General features: G+C 66.1%; 14 protein-coding genes. 2 read left to right on the top strand and 12 right to left on the bottom strand.

The features are described from left to right. Positions 1–78 precede the first annotated feature (78 nt). Positions 79–2,556, bottom strand: coding sequence for a ligase-associated DNA damage response DEXH box helicase (locus AC3EC3_RS13420; protein WP_488490117.1), 2,478 nt, complete (start codon positions 2,554–2,556; stop codon positions 79–81). A 197-nt stretch (positions 2,557–2,753) separates the two neighbouring features. Between AC3EC3_RS13420 and AC3EC3_RS13415 the strand changes: the two genes are divergently transcribed. Then, positions 2,754–3,722 carry a BON domain-containing protein gene (locus AC3EC3_RS13415; RefSeq protein ID WP_488490116.1) on the top strand — a complete coding sequence of 323 codons (969 nt, stop codon included), beginning with the start codon at positions 2,754–2,756 and terminating at the stop codon, positions 3,720–3,722. Positions 3,723–3,796: 74 nt separating this feature from the next. On the opposite strand, the gene pgmG is transcribed toward AC3EC3_RS13415, so the two are convergent. The 8 genes from pgmG to AC3EC3_RS13375 all read right to left on the bottom strand — a co-directional run bounded on the left by pgmG (position 3,797) and on the right by AC3EC3_RS13375 (position 10,868). Next, a complete protein-coding gene (pgmG, locus tag AC3EC3_RS13410; RefSeq protein WP_488490115.1) occupies positions 3,797–5,236 on the bottom strand; it encodes a phosphoglucomutase/phosphomannomutase PgmG in 1,440 nt (479 codons plus the stop codon). A gap of 178 nt (positions 5,237–5,414) precedes the next feature. Then, complete coding sequence (locus AC3EC3_RS13405) at positions 5,415–6,227, bottom strand: alpha/beta hydrolase (protein ID WP_488490114.1); 813 nt, start codon at positions 6,225–6,227, stop codon at positions 5,415–5,417. Between the two features lie 141 nt (positions 6,228–6,368). Next, complete coding sequence (locus AC3EC3_RS13400) at positions 6,369–7,058, bottom strand: 2'-5' RNA ligase family protein (protein WP_488490113.1); 690 nt, start codon at positions 7,056–7,058, stop codon at positions 6,369–6,371. A 220-nt stretch (positions 7,059–7,278) separates the two neighbouring features. After that, complete coding sequence (locus AC3EC3_RS13395) at positions 7,279–7,998, bottom strand: ATP-binding cassette domain-containing protein (protein WP_488490112.1); 720 nt, start codon at positions 7,996–7,998, stop codon at positions 7,279–7,281. Further along, a complete protein-coding gene (locus AC3EC3_RS13390) occupies positions 7,995–9,017 on the bottom strand; it encodes a hypothetical protein (RefSeq protein WP_488490111.1) in 1,023 nt (340 codons plus the stop codon). The genes AC3EC3_RS13395 and AC3EC3_RS13390 overlap by 4 nt, the downstream gene beginning before the upstream one ends. Before the next feature lie 80 nt (positions 9,018–9,097). Continuing rightward, the gene (locus AC3EC3_RS13385) at positions 9,098–9,724 is read right to left on the bottom strand and encodes a DUF2238 domain-containing protein (RefSeq protein WP_488490110.1); all 627 of its coding nucleotides are present in this window, start codon (positions 9,722–9,724) and stop codon (positions 9,098–9,100) included. A gap of 5 nt (positions 9,725–9,729) precedes the next feature. After that, positions 9,730–10,047, bottom strand: coding sequence for a J domain-containing protein (locus AC3EC3_RS13380; protein ID WP_488490109.1), 318 nt, complete (start codon positions 10,045–10,047; stop codon positions 9,730–9,732). Beyond that, positions 10,044–10,868, bottom strand: a complete 825-nt coding sequence (locus AC3EC3_RS13375; RefSeq protein WP_488490108.1) for a division plane positioning ATPase MipZ — start codon at positions 10,866–10,868, stop codon at positions 10,044–10,046. Before AC3EC3_RS13375 ends, AC3EC3_RS13380 begins: the two co-directional genes overlap by 4 nt. 128 nt (positions 10,869–10,996) lie before the next feature. Between AC3EC3_RS13375 and panC the strand changes: the two genes are divergently transcribed. Beyond that, the gene (gene panC / locus AC3EC3_RS13370) at positions 10,997–11,854 is read left to right on the top strand and encodes a pantoate--beta-alanine ligase (RefSeq protein ID WP_488490107.1); all 858 of its coding nucleotides are present in this window, start codon (positions 10,997–10,999) and stop codon (positions 11,852–11,854) included. Between the two features lie 289 nt (positions 11,855–12,143). On the opposite strand, the gene cydX is transcribed toward panC, so the two are convergent. From cydX to AC3EC3_RS13355, 3 genes are read right to left on the bottom strand one after another with little or no spacing between them, the layout of a single operon-like run. Then, positions 12,144–12,260 carry a cytochrome bd-I oxidase subunit CydX gene (cydX, locus tag AC3EC3_RS13365; protein ID WP_260926387.1) on the bottom strand — a complete coding sequence of 39 codons (117 nt, stop codon included), beginning with the start codon at positions 12,258–12,260 and terminating at the stop codon, positions 12,144–12,146. Positions 12,261–12,272: 12 nt separating this feature from the next. Continuing rightward, entirely contained in the window at positions 12,273–13,421 is a 1,149-nt protein-coding gene (cydB, locus tag AC3EC3_RS13360) for a cytochrome d ubiquinol oxidase subunit II (RefSeq protein ID WP_488490106.1), read from the bottom strand. A gap of 25 nt (positions 13,422–13,446) precedes the next feature. Further along, entirely contained in the window at positions 13,447–15,027 is a 1,581-nt protein-coding gene (locus tag AC3EC3_RS13355; RefSeq protein ID WP_488490255.1) for a cytochrome ubiquinol oxidase subunit I, read from the bottom strand. Between the last annotated feature and the right edge of the window lie 32 nt (positions 15,028–15,059).

Raw genomic sequence — 15,059 nt, 5'->3', positions numbered from 1 at the left:
TTTTCTTTGTCCAAGGTGGGAGGGGGGCGGAGCGATCCGCCCCTTTTCTTTCGCAGGGGTGGCCACCGTCTCCGAGGTTCACCCCTCCTCCGGCACCTCCACAGGATCGATCCGCATCGCCAGTCCGGCCAGCGTTTCCGCCTCCATCAGCAGATCCTCATCCGCCGCGCCCGACGGCAGCGTCTCGCGCCCGATCATCGAGAGTACCGGCACCGACAGCGGACTGATCCGCTCCAGCGTGATATGATCGACCTCGCGCGCCGCCCGGTCGAGAACGTCCGCCACGCGCGCCACGTCGGTCATCCGCAGGCGGGCATCGGCCCAGGCCGCCTCGATCAGCAGATGATCGGGCTCGTGCCGCTGGAGCACATCGAAGATCAGGTCGGTCGAGAACGTCACCTGTCGCCCGGACTTGCGTGCGCCGGGTTGCTGGCGCTCGACGAGGCCGGAGATCACCGCCACCTCGCGGAACGCCCGCCGCAACAGGTGCGACTGCTGCACCCAGTCGACGAACTCGTGCGTCAGGATGTCCGGCGACAGCAGCGCGGCCGGATCGTCGACCACGTGCAGGCTCCAGACCGACAGCGCATAGTCGGTCGCGACGAAGCCCAGCGGTCCCAGCCCCCGATCCTCCATCCGCCGGGTAATCAACATCCCCAGCGACTGGTTCGCGTTCCAGCCCTCGAACGTGTAGTAGGTCGTATAGGCAAGGCCGCGATGGGGGAAACTCTCCACCAGCAGGCGCCCCGGTGCCGGCAGGTGCGAGCGCCAGTCCTGCACTTCCAGCCACTCGCGCACATCGTCGGGGAAGCGTGCCCAGCCCGCCCGGTCGGCCAGCATCGCCCGGACGCGATCGGCCAGATGCGTGGAGATCGGCATGCGCGCGCCCATGTAGCTGGGGATCGTCGCGGAGCGCTTTGCCGCACGCACCACCAGTTCGAGATCGCGCAGGCTTTCCACTTCCAGATCGAGCCCGGCGAACCGGAAGGTATCACCCGGCTTCAGGCTGGCCCCGAAATTTTCCTCGACCTTGCCGAGCGAGCGCCCGTTGCGAAACCGCACGTCGAGCATTTCGGCATCGACGATGATGCCCGCGTTCAGGCGATGTCGCGCGGCATGGTCCGGATGGGTAAGACGCCAGACGGCCTCTCCCCCATCCCCTCCCCGCTCCCGCACGATCCGGCGAAAGCGATCATAGGCGCGCAGCGCATAGCCACCGGTGGCCACGAAATCGAGCACCCGCGCCAGCACGCCCTCGTCCACCCAGGCATAGGCCAGCGTCGAGCGGACTTCGGCCAGCAGGTCTCCCTCGCGCTGCGGCCCGGCGCAGATGCAGCCCATCACGTGCTGGGCGAGCACGTCGAGACCACCGGGCCGGAATCCCTCGCCATCGCGCTGCCCGGCATGGACCGCCGCCTGCGCCGCGAAGGCCTCCAGGAACTCGAAACGGTTGCCCGGCACCAGCAGCGCCCGGCTCGGCTGGTCGAGCCGGTGATTGGCGCGCCCTATCCGCTGGAGCAGCCGCGACGAACCTTTGGGGGCGCCCATCTGCACCACCAGATCGATATCGCCCCAGTCCACGCCCAGATCGAGGCTGGCGGTACAGACCAGCGCCCGCAGCTCACCGCGCGCCATCGCCCCTTCCACCTTGCGCCGCGCCTCCTTGGAGAGCGAACCGTGATGGATGGCGATCGGCAGGTTATCGTCGTTGGCGTCCCACAAGGACTGGAAGATATATTCGGCGAGAAAGCGCGTGTTGGTGAAGAGCAGCGTGGTGCGGTGATCGCGGATCTGCCGGTAGAGTTGCGGGATCGCCCAGGTCGCGGCATGGCCGCTCCACGGGATGCGCGCCTCCTCGGGCAGCAGGATCTCGACCTCGGGCGGCGCGCCGCTGTCACCCTCGACCAGTTGCACCGTGTCGATATCGCCCCACGGCGCCAGCCAGCCGCGATAGCCTTCGGGATCGGCCAGCGTCGCCGACAGCCCGACCCGCAACAGGTCAGGCGACAGCGCCTGCAAACGCCCGAGCGCGAGCGCGAGAAGATCGCCGCGCTTGCCCGTGGCGAAGGCATGGATCTCGTCGATCACCACGCGCTTGAGGCCCGCGAACAGCTCCGGCGCCTCGGGATAGGTCAGCAGCAGCGAGAGCGATTCGGGCGTGGTCAGCAGGACATGCGGCGGGCGGGCACGCTGGCGGGCCTTGCGTTCGCTCGGCGTGTCGCCGCTGCGCGCCTCGATCCGCATGTCGAGCCCCATTTCGGCGACAGGCGTCAGCAGGTTGCGCTGGACGTCATGGGCCAGCGCCTTGAGCGGCGACACGTAGAGCGTGTGCAGGCCTTCCGGGCGTCCGGCATCGCCGAGCATCGAGGGGCAAAACGCCGCCAGTGTCGGCAGGAATCCCGCCAGTGTCTTGCCTGCGCCGGTATCGGCCATGACCAGCGCGTGGCGTCCGGCTGCTTCAGCCTTCAGCACGCCGGTCTGGTGACGGCGCGGCTGCCAGCCTCTTGCGGCGAACCAGTCGGCAATTTCCGGAGACAGGATCGCGGGATCGGTCATCACAGGGAAAGTGGCAAGCCCTCCGGGGCAAGACAAGAGCCTGCCGAAGCGCTGCCCTTGCGCTCAACCTTCATCGGCACGCGGCGAGCCGTGGATCGCTTCGCGGTCCTTCACGTTGAAACAGCATGGGGGGCCGCAAGAGCCCTTTCGAGGGCACCGGCTCCGATCAGCCAATCTCGAAACGTGGAGAGAGAGTCATGAACCGACGCGACATCGACAGCCGTTTCCGCAGCCATCAGTCCTACGCCGGAAGCGCCGGCAACCAGAGCGAAGGCTATGACAGCCCGCGACAGGCCAACCAGCTGCACTCCGGCGGTGAACGACAGGCGGGAGAACGACAGGCCGGAGAACGTCAGGCCGGTGGCGGCTGGGGTCAGGGCAGCGCCTCGCCCGACCTGCCGCCCTCGCGCGAGACCCGCAGCGAAAGCCTGAGCAACCCGCGCGATGGCGAATATCGCCTGATCCGCGAAGAATCGCACCGCGATCGCTGGTCAGAGCCCGAAGACACAGCATCGCGCCGCGAGCCCGTATATCCGATGCGCAATTACGATGCCGGATTCGGCAACGAGTTCCGGGACTTCACCAGCGAAGATTACGGCGGGCGCGATTTCTACGCCTCGCGCCGCCCGGTCGGCGGCGCCTCACCCAGCTACAGCTACCGGCCCACCTACGGCCCCGACTACGGCGGCGGTCTGATGCGCAGCGACTACTACGGCTCGGCGCGCGACGATAACGATGAAGGCTATGGCTCCTGGCGGCGTTATGGCGAGCAGCGCGGCTTTTTCGAGCGGGCGGGTGACGAGATCGCCAGCTGGTTCGGTGATCGCGATGCCGCCGCCCGGCGCCAGCAGGACCACCGCAGCGACCAGAGAGCCGACCAGAGCATCAATCACAGGGGGCGCGGCCCCTCGGACTATACCCGCTCCGACGAACGCATCCGCGAAGATGCCAACGATGCGCTCACCCATGATTGGATGCTCGATGCCAGCAACATCGCGCTGGCGGTGGCCGAAGGCGAGGTGACGCTCAGCGGTACGGTCGAGAGCCGTCAGGCCAAGCGACGCGCCGAAGACGTGATCGACAACGTCTCAGGCGTGAAGCACGTGCAGAACAATCTGCGCGTGGCGACAGGCGGTACGGGCGGCAGTACTACTGTAGGCGCCTGATCATACCGGTCTTGTCGCCACCGCTATCGTGACGACGGCAGAAGGGGGAGCCCCCTGCGGCTCCCCTTTTTACATCAAATACGCGGCAGATTTACGGCCAAGCCGGACAGCGCCAGCTGGTCCTCGATTTCCGCGAGCAACGCCTCCAGCCCTTCAGGCGCTGTCGCCTCGGCCCGCAAAGACAGGACTTCCTGCGTATTCGAGGCGCGCAGCAGCCACCATCCCGTGCCACGGTTCACACGCACACCGTCGATCGCGACCATCGCGGTATCGCCGGCTTCCAGCCGCGCGCGAACCTCGTCAACGATGGCGAACTTTCGGCTGGCCGTTACCGGTACGCGGATCTCGGGCGTCGCGAAGCTGATGGGCATCGCATCGTGAAGCTGCGTCAGGCTCTCCCCCAGCCGCGCCTGTGCCGCGATAAGCTCCACCGCTGCACAAACGCCGTCGTCGAAGCCGTACCAGTTCTCGACCAGAAAGACGTGCCCGGTCGTCTCTCCTCCCAGCAATGCGCCGGTTGCCTTCATTCTGGATTTGATGTGCGAATGACCTGCCTTCCACAGGTCAAGGCGTCCGCCGGCCTGTCGGATCAGGCTCTCCAGCCCGGCAGAACTCTTGATATCGGCGACGATCTGCGCACCGGGATGCCGCCGCAGCAGGTCGAGCGCATAGATCGCCAGCAGCTGATCCCCTGCCAGCGAGCGCCCGGCAGCATCCACCACACCCAGCCGATCGGCATCGCCATCGAAAGCGCAGCCGAAATGGAGGCTCTTGGCCACGACGAGCGCCTGCAGGTCTGCCAGATTTTCCACCTCGGAAGGGTCCGGGTGATGGTTCGGGAAAGTCCCATCGACAGAGGTGAAAAGCAGATGATGTTCACCGGGAAGCTGACTGGTCAGAAGCTCGATGGCGGGGCCGGCTGCGCCATTTCCGGTATCCCAGCCGATCCGCAGCTCCGCCATGGCCTCGCGCTCCATGGGGCCGAGGCGCCTCAGGATCGCTTCGATCCAGCGTGGGAGAATATCCTCGCTTACACAGCCCCCGGCGCATTCGAGCCGCTGCCCGGCACCCCCGAAGGCCGCCATGCCGAAGCCGCAAGCCGCGATTTCACCGATCCGCTGGAGATCGGCCCCGAAGACCGGTCTTCCCGCAAGTACTATCTTGAAACCGTTGTGATCCTTGGGATTGTGGCTGCCAGTTACCTGAATGCCGCCTACCACCTCCTGCGTTGAGGCTTCGGCGAAATAGAGCATCGGCGTCGGCCCCATGCCGATGCGCACCACATCGATCCCGCCGGCGCATAAGCCCTCCACCAGCGCCGCCTCCAGCATCGGTGAACTGAGACGGCCATCGCGACACACGGCGATCTTGCCGTTGGAGAGCCCCGCCTCGGCCACCATAACTGCAAAAGCACGCCCCAGCACCCATGCATCGGCCTCGTGAAGCGTCTCGCCGACTACGCCACGCACATCGTATTCGCGAAGAAGGGTCGGGTGAAAACTGTGTCCGGTCATGGCCCGATCCGTTCCATCATTTGCCCGTTCGGGCAAGGGCAAGGGCAAGGCGTCGATGTGCGCCTTCCCATATCGGGCAGATGCATATCGCCACCCTGCCCCCTTATCTGGCGCGAAGCCGCCAGCCACGTTCCAGAGAGGCGGGTTCGAGGGAGCGGGCAAGCCTCATTCGATCACGTCATCCCCCGTGCTGATGCATCCAGGCCGCGATTCTCGAGATGACCTGTGCCTCGATGCCATAATAGCCATGCGGCGACAGCGACCCGCAGGCCTGCGGTGAACGCTGCACACCGCCCCTGACCGTCAAGACCCGAGCGCCTGGTGCGTGTACCATTGCAGCTGCGATTTGCGGCGCCAACGCAGGGGGAGCGACATCGCAAACGTCATCCCTGTTGGCCACCACCAGAACGGGAACCCGTACTTTGCCCGGATCGGCATCGAACACGGTTTCCGTGCTTCGCCGCCCCGGAACGGCGACGCTTTCGGTCAGGACAAGCCCGGAAAGCAGGCCCGGCTCTGCGCGCGATGCCGCGTTCGTTGCGGCAATCGTGCCCTGGCTCGTGCCGAGCAGAAACACCGGCGCGTCCGCCTGCCTGCGCGCATAGCGCGCCAGATCGTCCACCAGCCTGCCATAAGCCGCAGCGCTTCGCGCGCCGCGCATATTGGCCTGGTCGATGCTGTCCGGGATCAGGACGGCATAGCCTCTCGTCACCCAGGCCAGTCGCGTTCGCACAACGAAATTGTCGCCATGACGCAGCCCGCCATCGCGCTCGATACCGACTTCTCCCGTTCCTCCCGGCAGCATGACAAGCGTGGCGCGGGGGCGGGGCGGCGCGACATAGAGGACACGCTGCATACCGGCCCCGAGCGGCAGATCGATCACCCGCTGAGCCGGAGAACCGGCTTTTGACGGTACGTGCGCAGCTGCCGCGCCCGGCAGGGCAAGAAGCCCGGCGCCCAGCGCGAAAGCGACGGTTCTTGGCAGGCTCACAAGCGTCCTCCAGGCTTGGAAATCATCGCTCCTATCGGCCCGATGCTGAACCCGGACATGACCGGTCGGTCACTCGACATTCACAGGTGCTGCGATCGGATTCATGACACGCTCACGCTCACGCTCGATCGCCCACCCAACTCAATGTCCGTGGCGCAGGCCCGCAAAACGATATTCCGCCAGCGTCTTCACGATCTGGCCGTTCTCGTCGACCACGGCCATACCAATTCCCTCCACCGTTCCGCCGGCTGCTGGCGGGGTGGCCGAGGCGCTCGCGACGAAATCGGCCAGCTTCGGGTTGGTCTCGTTCGCCAGCAAGGTCAGATGCGGATCGAACTGCATGAAGACGTTGGGCGAACCATAACGCTGAAACGCAGGCAGCTTGGCCGGATAGGCGGACATCCACGTCGGCGCCTTCACGTCATGGTCGCGCAAAGGCTCGGCTGTCACCGTCACCAGATCGGCCAGACGCTGAAGGTCGGCCGAGCGGTCCACGCCGAGGAACAGCCAGTTGCTGGGCGTGACTTGCAGGCCTTCGACCGTGAGCGGAAACGCCTGGCGCCCTCTCGCCAACTTGCGGATCGCCGCCTTGAGCGCCGGCTCGGCGCTGACCGGATAGCGTGTGAGATAGAGCGTGGCATGGACCGCATGGCCCTGCCGGTAGAACGTCGTCATGCCCTGCGCAGTCAGATCATCGCTGACTTTTGCCACCGTATCGATGATCGGTTGCGACGGGATCGCGTAAATGTCGATGCTCTCCGCGTTCTCGGCATGGGCCGGAGCAGCGATGGCAAGCAACGGAGCGGCAAGCAGGAAGGCACGGCGCAACATCGGGAAAGTCTCCGGTCTGGCGGCATCGGGAAGCGCGTAGGATAAAGAGGCGCGGACAGAGACAGGCCCGGGATGACGCTGTGCAACCGCTCCATCACGTGCCGCCCGCCCACGCTGGAGCGAAAGGTCGTGGCCGATACGATAGCAAGCCGTGCGTGAAGGAGCCAGCATCACCGGCGCCAGGATCGCCTGAAACCGCGCATCGCCCGAAAGCGCCGTTTCAGGATCGAAGGAGGTCGATCGTGCGCCGCTCGAAGGCGAGGGGATCGCGCGAGGCGGTTCGCAGCATCCCTTCGTCGAGGTCCAGCGCGACTTTGCCCTCTGCCAGCATCAGGCCCGCATCGCAAACCGACGCCAGCGTGCCGAGGTCGTGCAGCGCCGTGATCAGCGTAAGACCTGCATCGACCATCGCCCGCAATGTTTCGCGTAAGTCGAAGATGGCGACCGGGTCCAGCCAGTTGAACGGCTCGTCCAGGATCACGATCGGCTTGCCGTCCGCAAAGGCCGCAGCAATCGCGATCCGTTGCCGCATCCCGGCCGAACAGTCCCCGACCCAGCGATCCAGCAAGGGCTCCAGTCCCAGTGCGGCATGCAACCCGGCGTAAGTGGTACGGAATGCGTCCACATCCCCGCCGACAAGCTCCAGGATATCGCGTCCTCGCAGGGCATCGGGCAGCATATCGGCTGGCGGTGCGAAGCCTAAACGCTGCGCCCGTCCGGCGCGATCGGCTTCCAGATCCTCTCCGGCGATCCGGCAGGCCCCGGCAGCGAAGGGCAGACGGCCTGCCAGCGCGCGCAGCAGGCTGGTCTTGCCCGAGCCATTCGCACCGATCAGACCGAACCAGGCCCCTTGCGAAACCTCCAGATCGACACCCCGGACCACGGCTTGCCTGCCCCGTTCGACCACCGCACCGGCAAGCCGGACAGCCGGGTTCGTCATGCCAGCAGCCATGACGATGCCTGCGCCCGGCGATACGACTGCCAGACGATGGCGATGGCGACGAACGGCAGGGCTGGAGGCAACGAGACCGCGGTCAAAATCAACACCCCCGTGAAAATGGAAACGAGCAGATCGGCAAATCGCCGACCATGGGTTCGATAGGCCAGAACGCGAAGCGAGAGCAGGAACAGGAGTCCTGCCGACACGGCGGCAACGATACTGCCCACTCCTGCGCCCGACGCGATCCAGCTTACCGGCACCGCGATGGCGGCAAACGTCAGCACCGCTCTGGCATGATGCCACACCGTGCGCAGTGCGCCTTGCCCGGCGATGGCCATGAAGCGGCACGTATCGGCATCGACCCGGGTCAACATCAGGCCGAGCAGGATGCCCGCCCCTCCCGCAATCGCCATCTGCGCATTCGCCTCCAGCCCGCGCAGCAAGAGTTCGGCCAGCAGCAGAAGTATCGCGAAGGCCCCTCCAGCCAGAGGCCGCGCCAGCCAGAGCCGCAGCACACGGCCAGGGTTCACCCTTTCGGTAATCGCCAGTCCCAGCCCCAGTCCCAGCCCCGTACCGGCGCCGTCCGTCAGGCGCGCAGCCAGCGCTCCGACAAGATAGCCTCCCAAGGCGACCGGCAGCAGCGATGGTCTGGCAATCGCAATCACGCCGGACAGCACGACCATGGCGATGCCATGCCACGCCATCGCGTATCGCTTGCGCATTGGCCCCTGCAGGGCATCGGCGGCCAGCAGACCATGCAGGGCATGGAACGCCAGACGCTCCCTGATCGTCCGATCTGCGGCAAAGCCGACGGCGATGCCGATGCCCAGCACCGCCCACGCCGCGATGACCCAGCCATGGTCTGCGAGCCACGCCCTGATCGCCACCACCGCCGCGAGAAGCATCAGCACGGCAATCGCGCGATCGTGCCACCGCGAGAACGTCGCGCGCAGCGTGTTGGTCAGAATCCGGGTATCCTGCCGGAGCAGACGATCTCGCAAGGGGACGGCGGCCTTCATGACGGCAAGACTACGCACCCGGCGAAAAGCTGCAATCTCCCGGCTGCAATCTCCCGGTAGCAGATATCGCGCGACAAGGGTTACGATGCCACCCGAAAGCCCGCTCGTGCCAGAGCCCGGTCGTGCACACCGCCAAGCACGAGCACGCTCACCACCGCGCCAATCAGGCAGGTGAGCATGTCCCACTGGGTATCCCACGGATCTCCCTGCATGCCGAGAAACGCCTCGGCGCCCTGCCCCATCGCCATTGCCGCGCCGAACTCGATCAGTTCGTACAGCGCACTGACGGCAAGGCAGCAGGCGAGCGTCAGCCCGGTCAACAGCAACCCGCGCGGCAGGCGCCCCAGCCGGATCAGGATTTCGCGGAACACGACCGCGGGAACGAAGCCCTGAGCGAAATGGCCGATGCGGTCGTAGGGGTTGCGGGCAAGGCCAAGCGACTGCTCCAGCACATACCCCAGCGGCACCCGCTCATAGGTATAGGCCCCTCCCAGCATCAGGATCAGCCCGTGAACGGCAATCAGCACCAGCGCCAGGCGGGTCAGCGGGAAGCGCCGTGCCGTGGCCCAGAGCACCGGCAGCGCGATCACCGCAGGGGCGACTTCCATCGCCCACGTCGTGCGGTCGAAAGGGTGCCAGCCGGATATCAGCAATCCGGCAATCCAGATGGCGGTCAGCACCCACAGGTCGGACCGTGGTCTGGCCATCGGGATCAGCCCTGCGCGCCCGGCTCCAGCGCGGCGAGCAGCGTATCGCGCGCGGCGTTGGCGGCGTGGACCTGCTCGTTGCTGCCGCCCCGGTCCGGGTGGACCTCGGCCAGCTTGCGGCGGTGCGCGTCGAGGATGTCCTTGCGACCGGCGCTGTCGGGCACGCCCAGCAGCGCGCGGGCCTGCGCCAGCGCGAAAGCGCCCTGCCCATTCGCCGCATCGCCGCCGCGCGGGGGCAGTGCCTTCTTTTCCCACGGCCAGCGGCCCGACACCATCTTCCACACGACGCAGGCCAGCACCGCGATCAGGATCAGCTTGCTCATGCGCCGGCCGCGAACTCGAAATCGGGGGCCGAATCGGTGGGGCGCGCGGCAGGCATCGGGAGATTCAGCCCGGCGACGAGGCCGCGCAGTTCCTGCCGCGCCACCAGATGGCTGGTGCCCAGCTCGCCCAGATGGCCCTTGTCGAGCAGCGTCAGTCCCGAGGGGAACAGTTCGCGATAGATCACGCGCTCGGACAGGCCGGGCGAGATGCGGAAGCCGACGCGCTTGGACAGCTCCTGCAACGCCTCGTTGATGCGGCGCATGTTGCGTGCCTCGACATGCTGGACGCGGTTGCGCACCACCACCCAGTCCAGTTCGCGGCGCCCCTGCTGGATCGTCGCCATCGAGCGCTTCTTGCGGGTTTCCCACATCAGCTCGGCATAGAACGACAGGCGCTTCACCTTGAAGCTCTCGGAATCGACCTGACCGATCAGGTCGAAGTCGATGAAGCTGTCGTTCAGCGGCGTCACCAGCGTGTCCGCCGTGGTGGCGACGTGGCGGGCGAAATCGTCGTCACGCCCCGGCGTGTCGAAGATCAGGAAGTCGTAATCCTCGGCGATGGCCTCGGCCATGTCGTCGAGTTCGGCGGTCTCGTTGCCGTCATAGACCGCAAAGCGCGTGCCGGGCAGCGCGATCTCGCGGCGACGCTCGGTTTCCAGCCGGTTCTCCATGTAACGGTAGAACGTGCGCTGGCGCGGGTCGAGGTCGATCGCGGCGACCCTGGCGCCCTGATAGGCAAGCGCGATGGCGACGTGGACCGCCGTGGTGGACTTGCCGGTGCCGCCCTTTTCGTTGGCGAAGACGATACGATGCGCAGTCACGGGTCGCGGCTCTTTCAAGGTTGACGAAACGATCGGTTTGCAAAGCGTTTGCCCCATCCCCCGGCACCCGGCTAAAGGCCGCATCCGTGGGCTGGACATGGCCCTTCATACCGGAGCACGCAGAGGCAATGCAAACTCTCCACGAGACTGATCCACTGCGGCGTGCAGTGGCCCACTTGCGCCAGAGCGGCACCATCGCGCTGGTGCCCACCATGGGCGCGCTGCACGAAGGCCACCTGACGCTGGTGCGCGAGGCGAAAAAGCGCGCCGATCACGTCGTCGTCTCGATCTTCGTCAACCCGCGCCAGTTCGGCCCCGGCGAGGATCTCGACGCCTATCCCCGCACCCTCGCGCGCGATTGCGAACTGGTGGAAGGCGCGGGCGCCGCGCTCGTCTGGGCACCCTCGGTCGAGGCGATGTACCCGGCAGGCTTTGCCACCAACATCAGCGTATCAGGCGTCAGCGAAGGGCTGTGCGGGGGTTCGCGCCCTGGCCACTTCGACGGCGTTGCCACCGTGGTCTGCAAGCTGTTCAATCAGGTGCAGCCCGACATCGCCCTGTTCGGCGAGAAGGACTGGCAGCAGCTCGCCGTCATCCGCCGCATGGCGCGTGATCTTGACCTGACCTTGCCGCACGTGGATTCCATCCTCGGCGTGCCGACCGTGCGCGAGGCGGACGGCCTCGCCCGCTCCTCGCGCAACGCCTACCTCTCCGCAGACGACCGCAGCCGCGCCGCCGCACTGCCCGAAGCAATGAAGCACGCCATCGGCGCGATCGAGAGCGGCGCCCCGGTGCCCGCAACGCTCGACCTCCTCGCCCACGCGCTGGTCGATGCCGGTTTCGCCTCGGTCGACTACGCCGAACTGCGCGATGCCGAGAGCCTTGAGGTGCTTTCAGAGCGCGGGAATGCGCCGATGCGGCTGCTGGTCGCGGCACGGATCGGCAAGGCGCGGCTGATCGACAATATGGGCGTTGCGGGGGTTTGAGGTAGGCTTGAAGGTTTGAAAGGGGAGGATTCCGGGGCCAGAGGCCCCAGACCCCGTTACGTCTTTCCGGCGCTAACCTTCTAACCGAGGCCAACGCACTTCGTGTCCATACGGCTGGATGCGAGACAGCCTCTCCCCACGCTCCAACGCCTGCGTCGGGAGACATTAAGGGGGTGCAGGGGGGCTTAGCTCCCCTGCCTTTAACTTATCTCTACTTCCCAAACACCAAACCCCGACGCCAGCTTCCTGCCAGCGCCGGGGTTTCCTTCAGGTGCGACCCGTCGGGGTGTCAGTCGAGGACGGTGCGTTCCTCGCTGGGGTCGGTGTGGAACTCGTGCCACACGCCGTTGATGATGCCGAAGCCCACGGCGAGGCCGGTCCCCAGAATCCAGGCGAAGTACCACATGGCGTTATCTCCTCAGTAGAAATCGGGGTTGAGCGTGACTTCGCGCATCGTCACCCGGCCGAACATCACCTTGTAGACCCAGGCGGTGTAGAGCAGGATCAGCGGCAGGAAGATCACGGTGGCGATCAGCATCGTGAACAGCGTGCCGTGGCTGGACGAGGCGTTCCACGCGGTGAGGCTGGAAGCCGGGTCGATCGAGCTGGGCAGGATGTAGGGGAACATCGAAAGGCCCACGCTGGCGATCACGCCCACGTTGGTCAGCGCCGATCCGGTGATGACCAGCTTGTCCGCCTTGGTGCGGATACCGAGGAAGGCGAGCACCGGCCCGGCAAGGCCCAGCAGCGGTGCGATCAGCATCCAGGGATGGGCGCCGTAGTTGTCCATCCAGGCGCCGCCCGCGCGCACCGTCTCGGTCAGGCGCGGGTTCGACGGGCCGAAGGGATCGGCGGCGCTCACCATGTGATAGCCGATGCCGCCCTTGGCCAGCCAGATCCCGCCGATGGCATAGAGCACCAGCGCCAGCACGGCGGCGACCTGTCCATAGGCCTGCGCGCGCTGGCGCACCGGGCCGTCCTCCAGCTTGATCGTCAGCCAACCCGCGCCGTGCAGCACCAGCATCGAGACCGAGACCAGCCCCGCCAGCAGCGCGAAGGGGCTGAACAGGCCCAGCAGCGAGCCTTCGTAGAACGAGCGAAGGTCGCTATCGAGGCGGAAGGGAATGCCCTGAAGGACATTGCCGACCGCGACGCCGAACACCAGCGCAGGCACGAAGCCGCCGACGAACAGCGCCCAGTCCCAGCGCTTGCGCCACTTGGGGTCGGGCCGCTTGGAGCGGTACTTGAAGCCCACGGGCCGCAGGATGAACGAGGCGAGCACCAGGAACATCGCGAGGTAGAAGCCCGAGAAGCTGACGGCATAGACGAAGGGCCAGGCGGCGAAGATCGCACCGCCGCCCAGGATGAACCACACCTGGTTGCCTTCCCAGGTGGGGCCGATGGCGTTGATCACCATGCGGCGCTCGGCATCGGTGCGCCCGGCGAAGGGCAGCAGCGCTGCGGAGCCGAGGTCGAAACCGTCGGTCAGCGCGAAACCGATCAGCAGCACGCCGAGCAGCGCCCACCAGATCACCCGCAGCGTCTCGTAGTCTAAGGGAATGGACATTGGAAATGCCTTTCGGTGGAGGGCTTTATTCGGCCGGTACGGCAGTGAAGTGGGCGGCCTCGTCGCTCGCCTCTTCCTTGCCGCGCCATTCGACGTAGGGTTCGGGACCATGGCTGATCGCCGACAGCATCAGGCGCACCTCGATCACGGCCATGACGCCATAGATCGCGGTGAAACCGGCGATGGTCGCCCAGATCTGCGGCACGGTGAGGCTGGAGGCGCCCAGGAACGTCGGCAGCACACCGTCGACCGCCCAGGGCTGGCGTCCCAGCTCGGCCACCGCCCAGCCAAACTCGATCGCGATCCACGGCAGCGGCATCGCGAACAGGGCAAGGCGCAGGAAGGCCTTTTTGTCGAACCGGCGGTTGACCGAGAAGAACAGCGCGGTGGCGAAGAAGGCGACGAGGAAGAAGCCGATGAAGGCCATCACGCGGAACAGCCAGAACAGCACCGGCACATTGGGAACGGTATCCCATGCCGCCTTCTGGATCGTCGCCGCATCGGCCTTGCGCGGGTCTGCCACGTACTTCTTGAGCAGCAGCGCATAGCCCAGATCGTCCTTGTTGCGCTCGAACGCTTCGCGCGCGACGGGATCGTTCTCGTTGACCTTCAGCTTCTCGACCGCATCATAGGCGACGATGCCGTGCTCGATGCGATCCTCCGCTCTGGCGACCAGCGGCAGGATGCCGTTGACCTGACCCGTCAGGCTTCGCGTGGCGATCAGGCCCAGTACGTAAGGCACTTCGATCTCGTACTTGGTCTTGTGCTCGGCGACCGAGGGCAGGCCGAACACGGCGATCCCGGCAGGCGCCTTGGCGGTTTCCCACGCGCCTTCGATGGCGGCCAGCTTCATCTGCTGGTTGTCGGTCAGCGTGTAACCGCTCTCGTCACCCAGCACGACCGCCGAAAGCGAGGCGGCCAGACCGAACGCGGCAGCCACGGTGAAGCTGCGCTTGGCCAGTTCGATATGACGACCCTTGAGCAGATAGAACGCCGAGACGCCCAGCACGAACACGCTGGCGCAGACGTACCCGGCGCTGACGGTGTGAACGAACTTGGCCTGCGCCACCGGGTTGAAGATCACGTCGGCGAAGTTGGTCACTTCCATGCGCATCGTCGCGGGGTCGAACTTCGCGCCCGTCGGGTGCTGCATCCAGCCGTTGGCGACCAGAATCCACAGTGCCGACAGGTTCGTGCCCAGCGCTACCATGAAGGTGACAAACAGGTGCTTGCGCTTCGACAGGCGATCCCAGCCGAAGAACATCACGCCCACGAAGGTCGCTTCGAGGAAGAAGGCCATCAGCCCCTCGATGGCGAGCGGCGCGCCGAAGATGTCGCCCACGTAGTGCGAGTAATAGGCCCAGTTGGTGCCGAACTCGAACTCCATGGTCAGGCCGGTCGAGACGCCGAGGACGAAGTTGATGCCGAACAGCTTGCCCCAGAAGCGGGTGACGTCCCGCCAGATGGGCCTGTCGGTCATCACATAGACGCTCTCCATGATGACCAGCATGAAGGAAAGGCCGAGCGTCAGCGGCACGAAAAGAAAGTGGTACAGCGCCGTCAAGGCGAACTGCAGGCGGGATAACTCCACCACGGCCATGTCGATCATGTTCGATCCTGCTCTGGTGTCGGGGTCGG

Source organism: Novosphingobium sp. BAM6, assembly GCF_057784955.1.
This window is presented reverse-complemented; position numbering and strand designations above follow the sequence as displayed.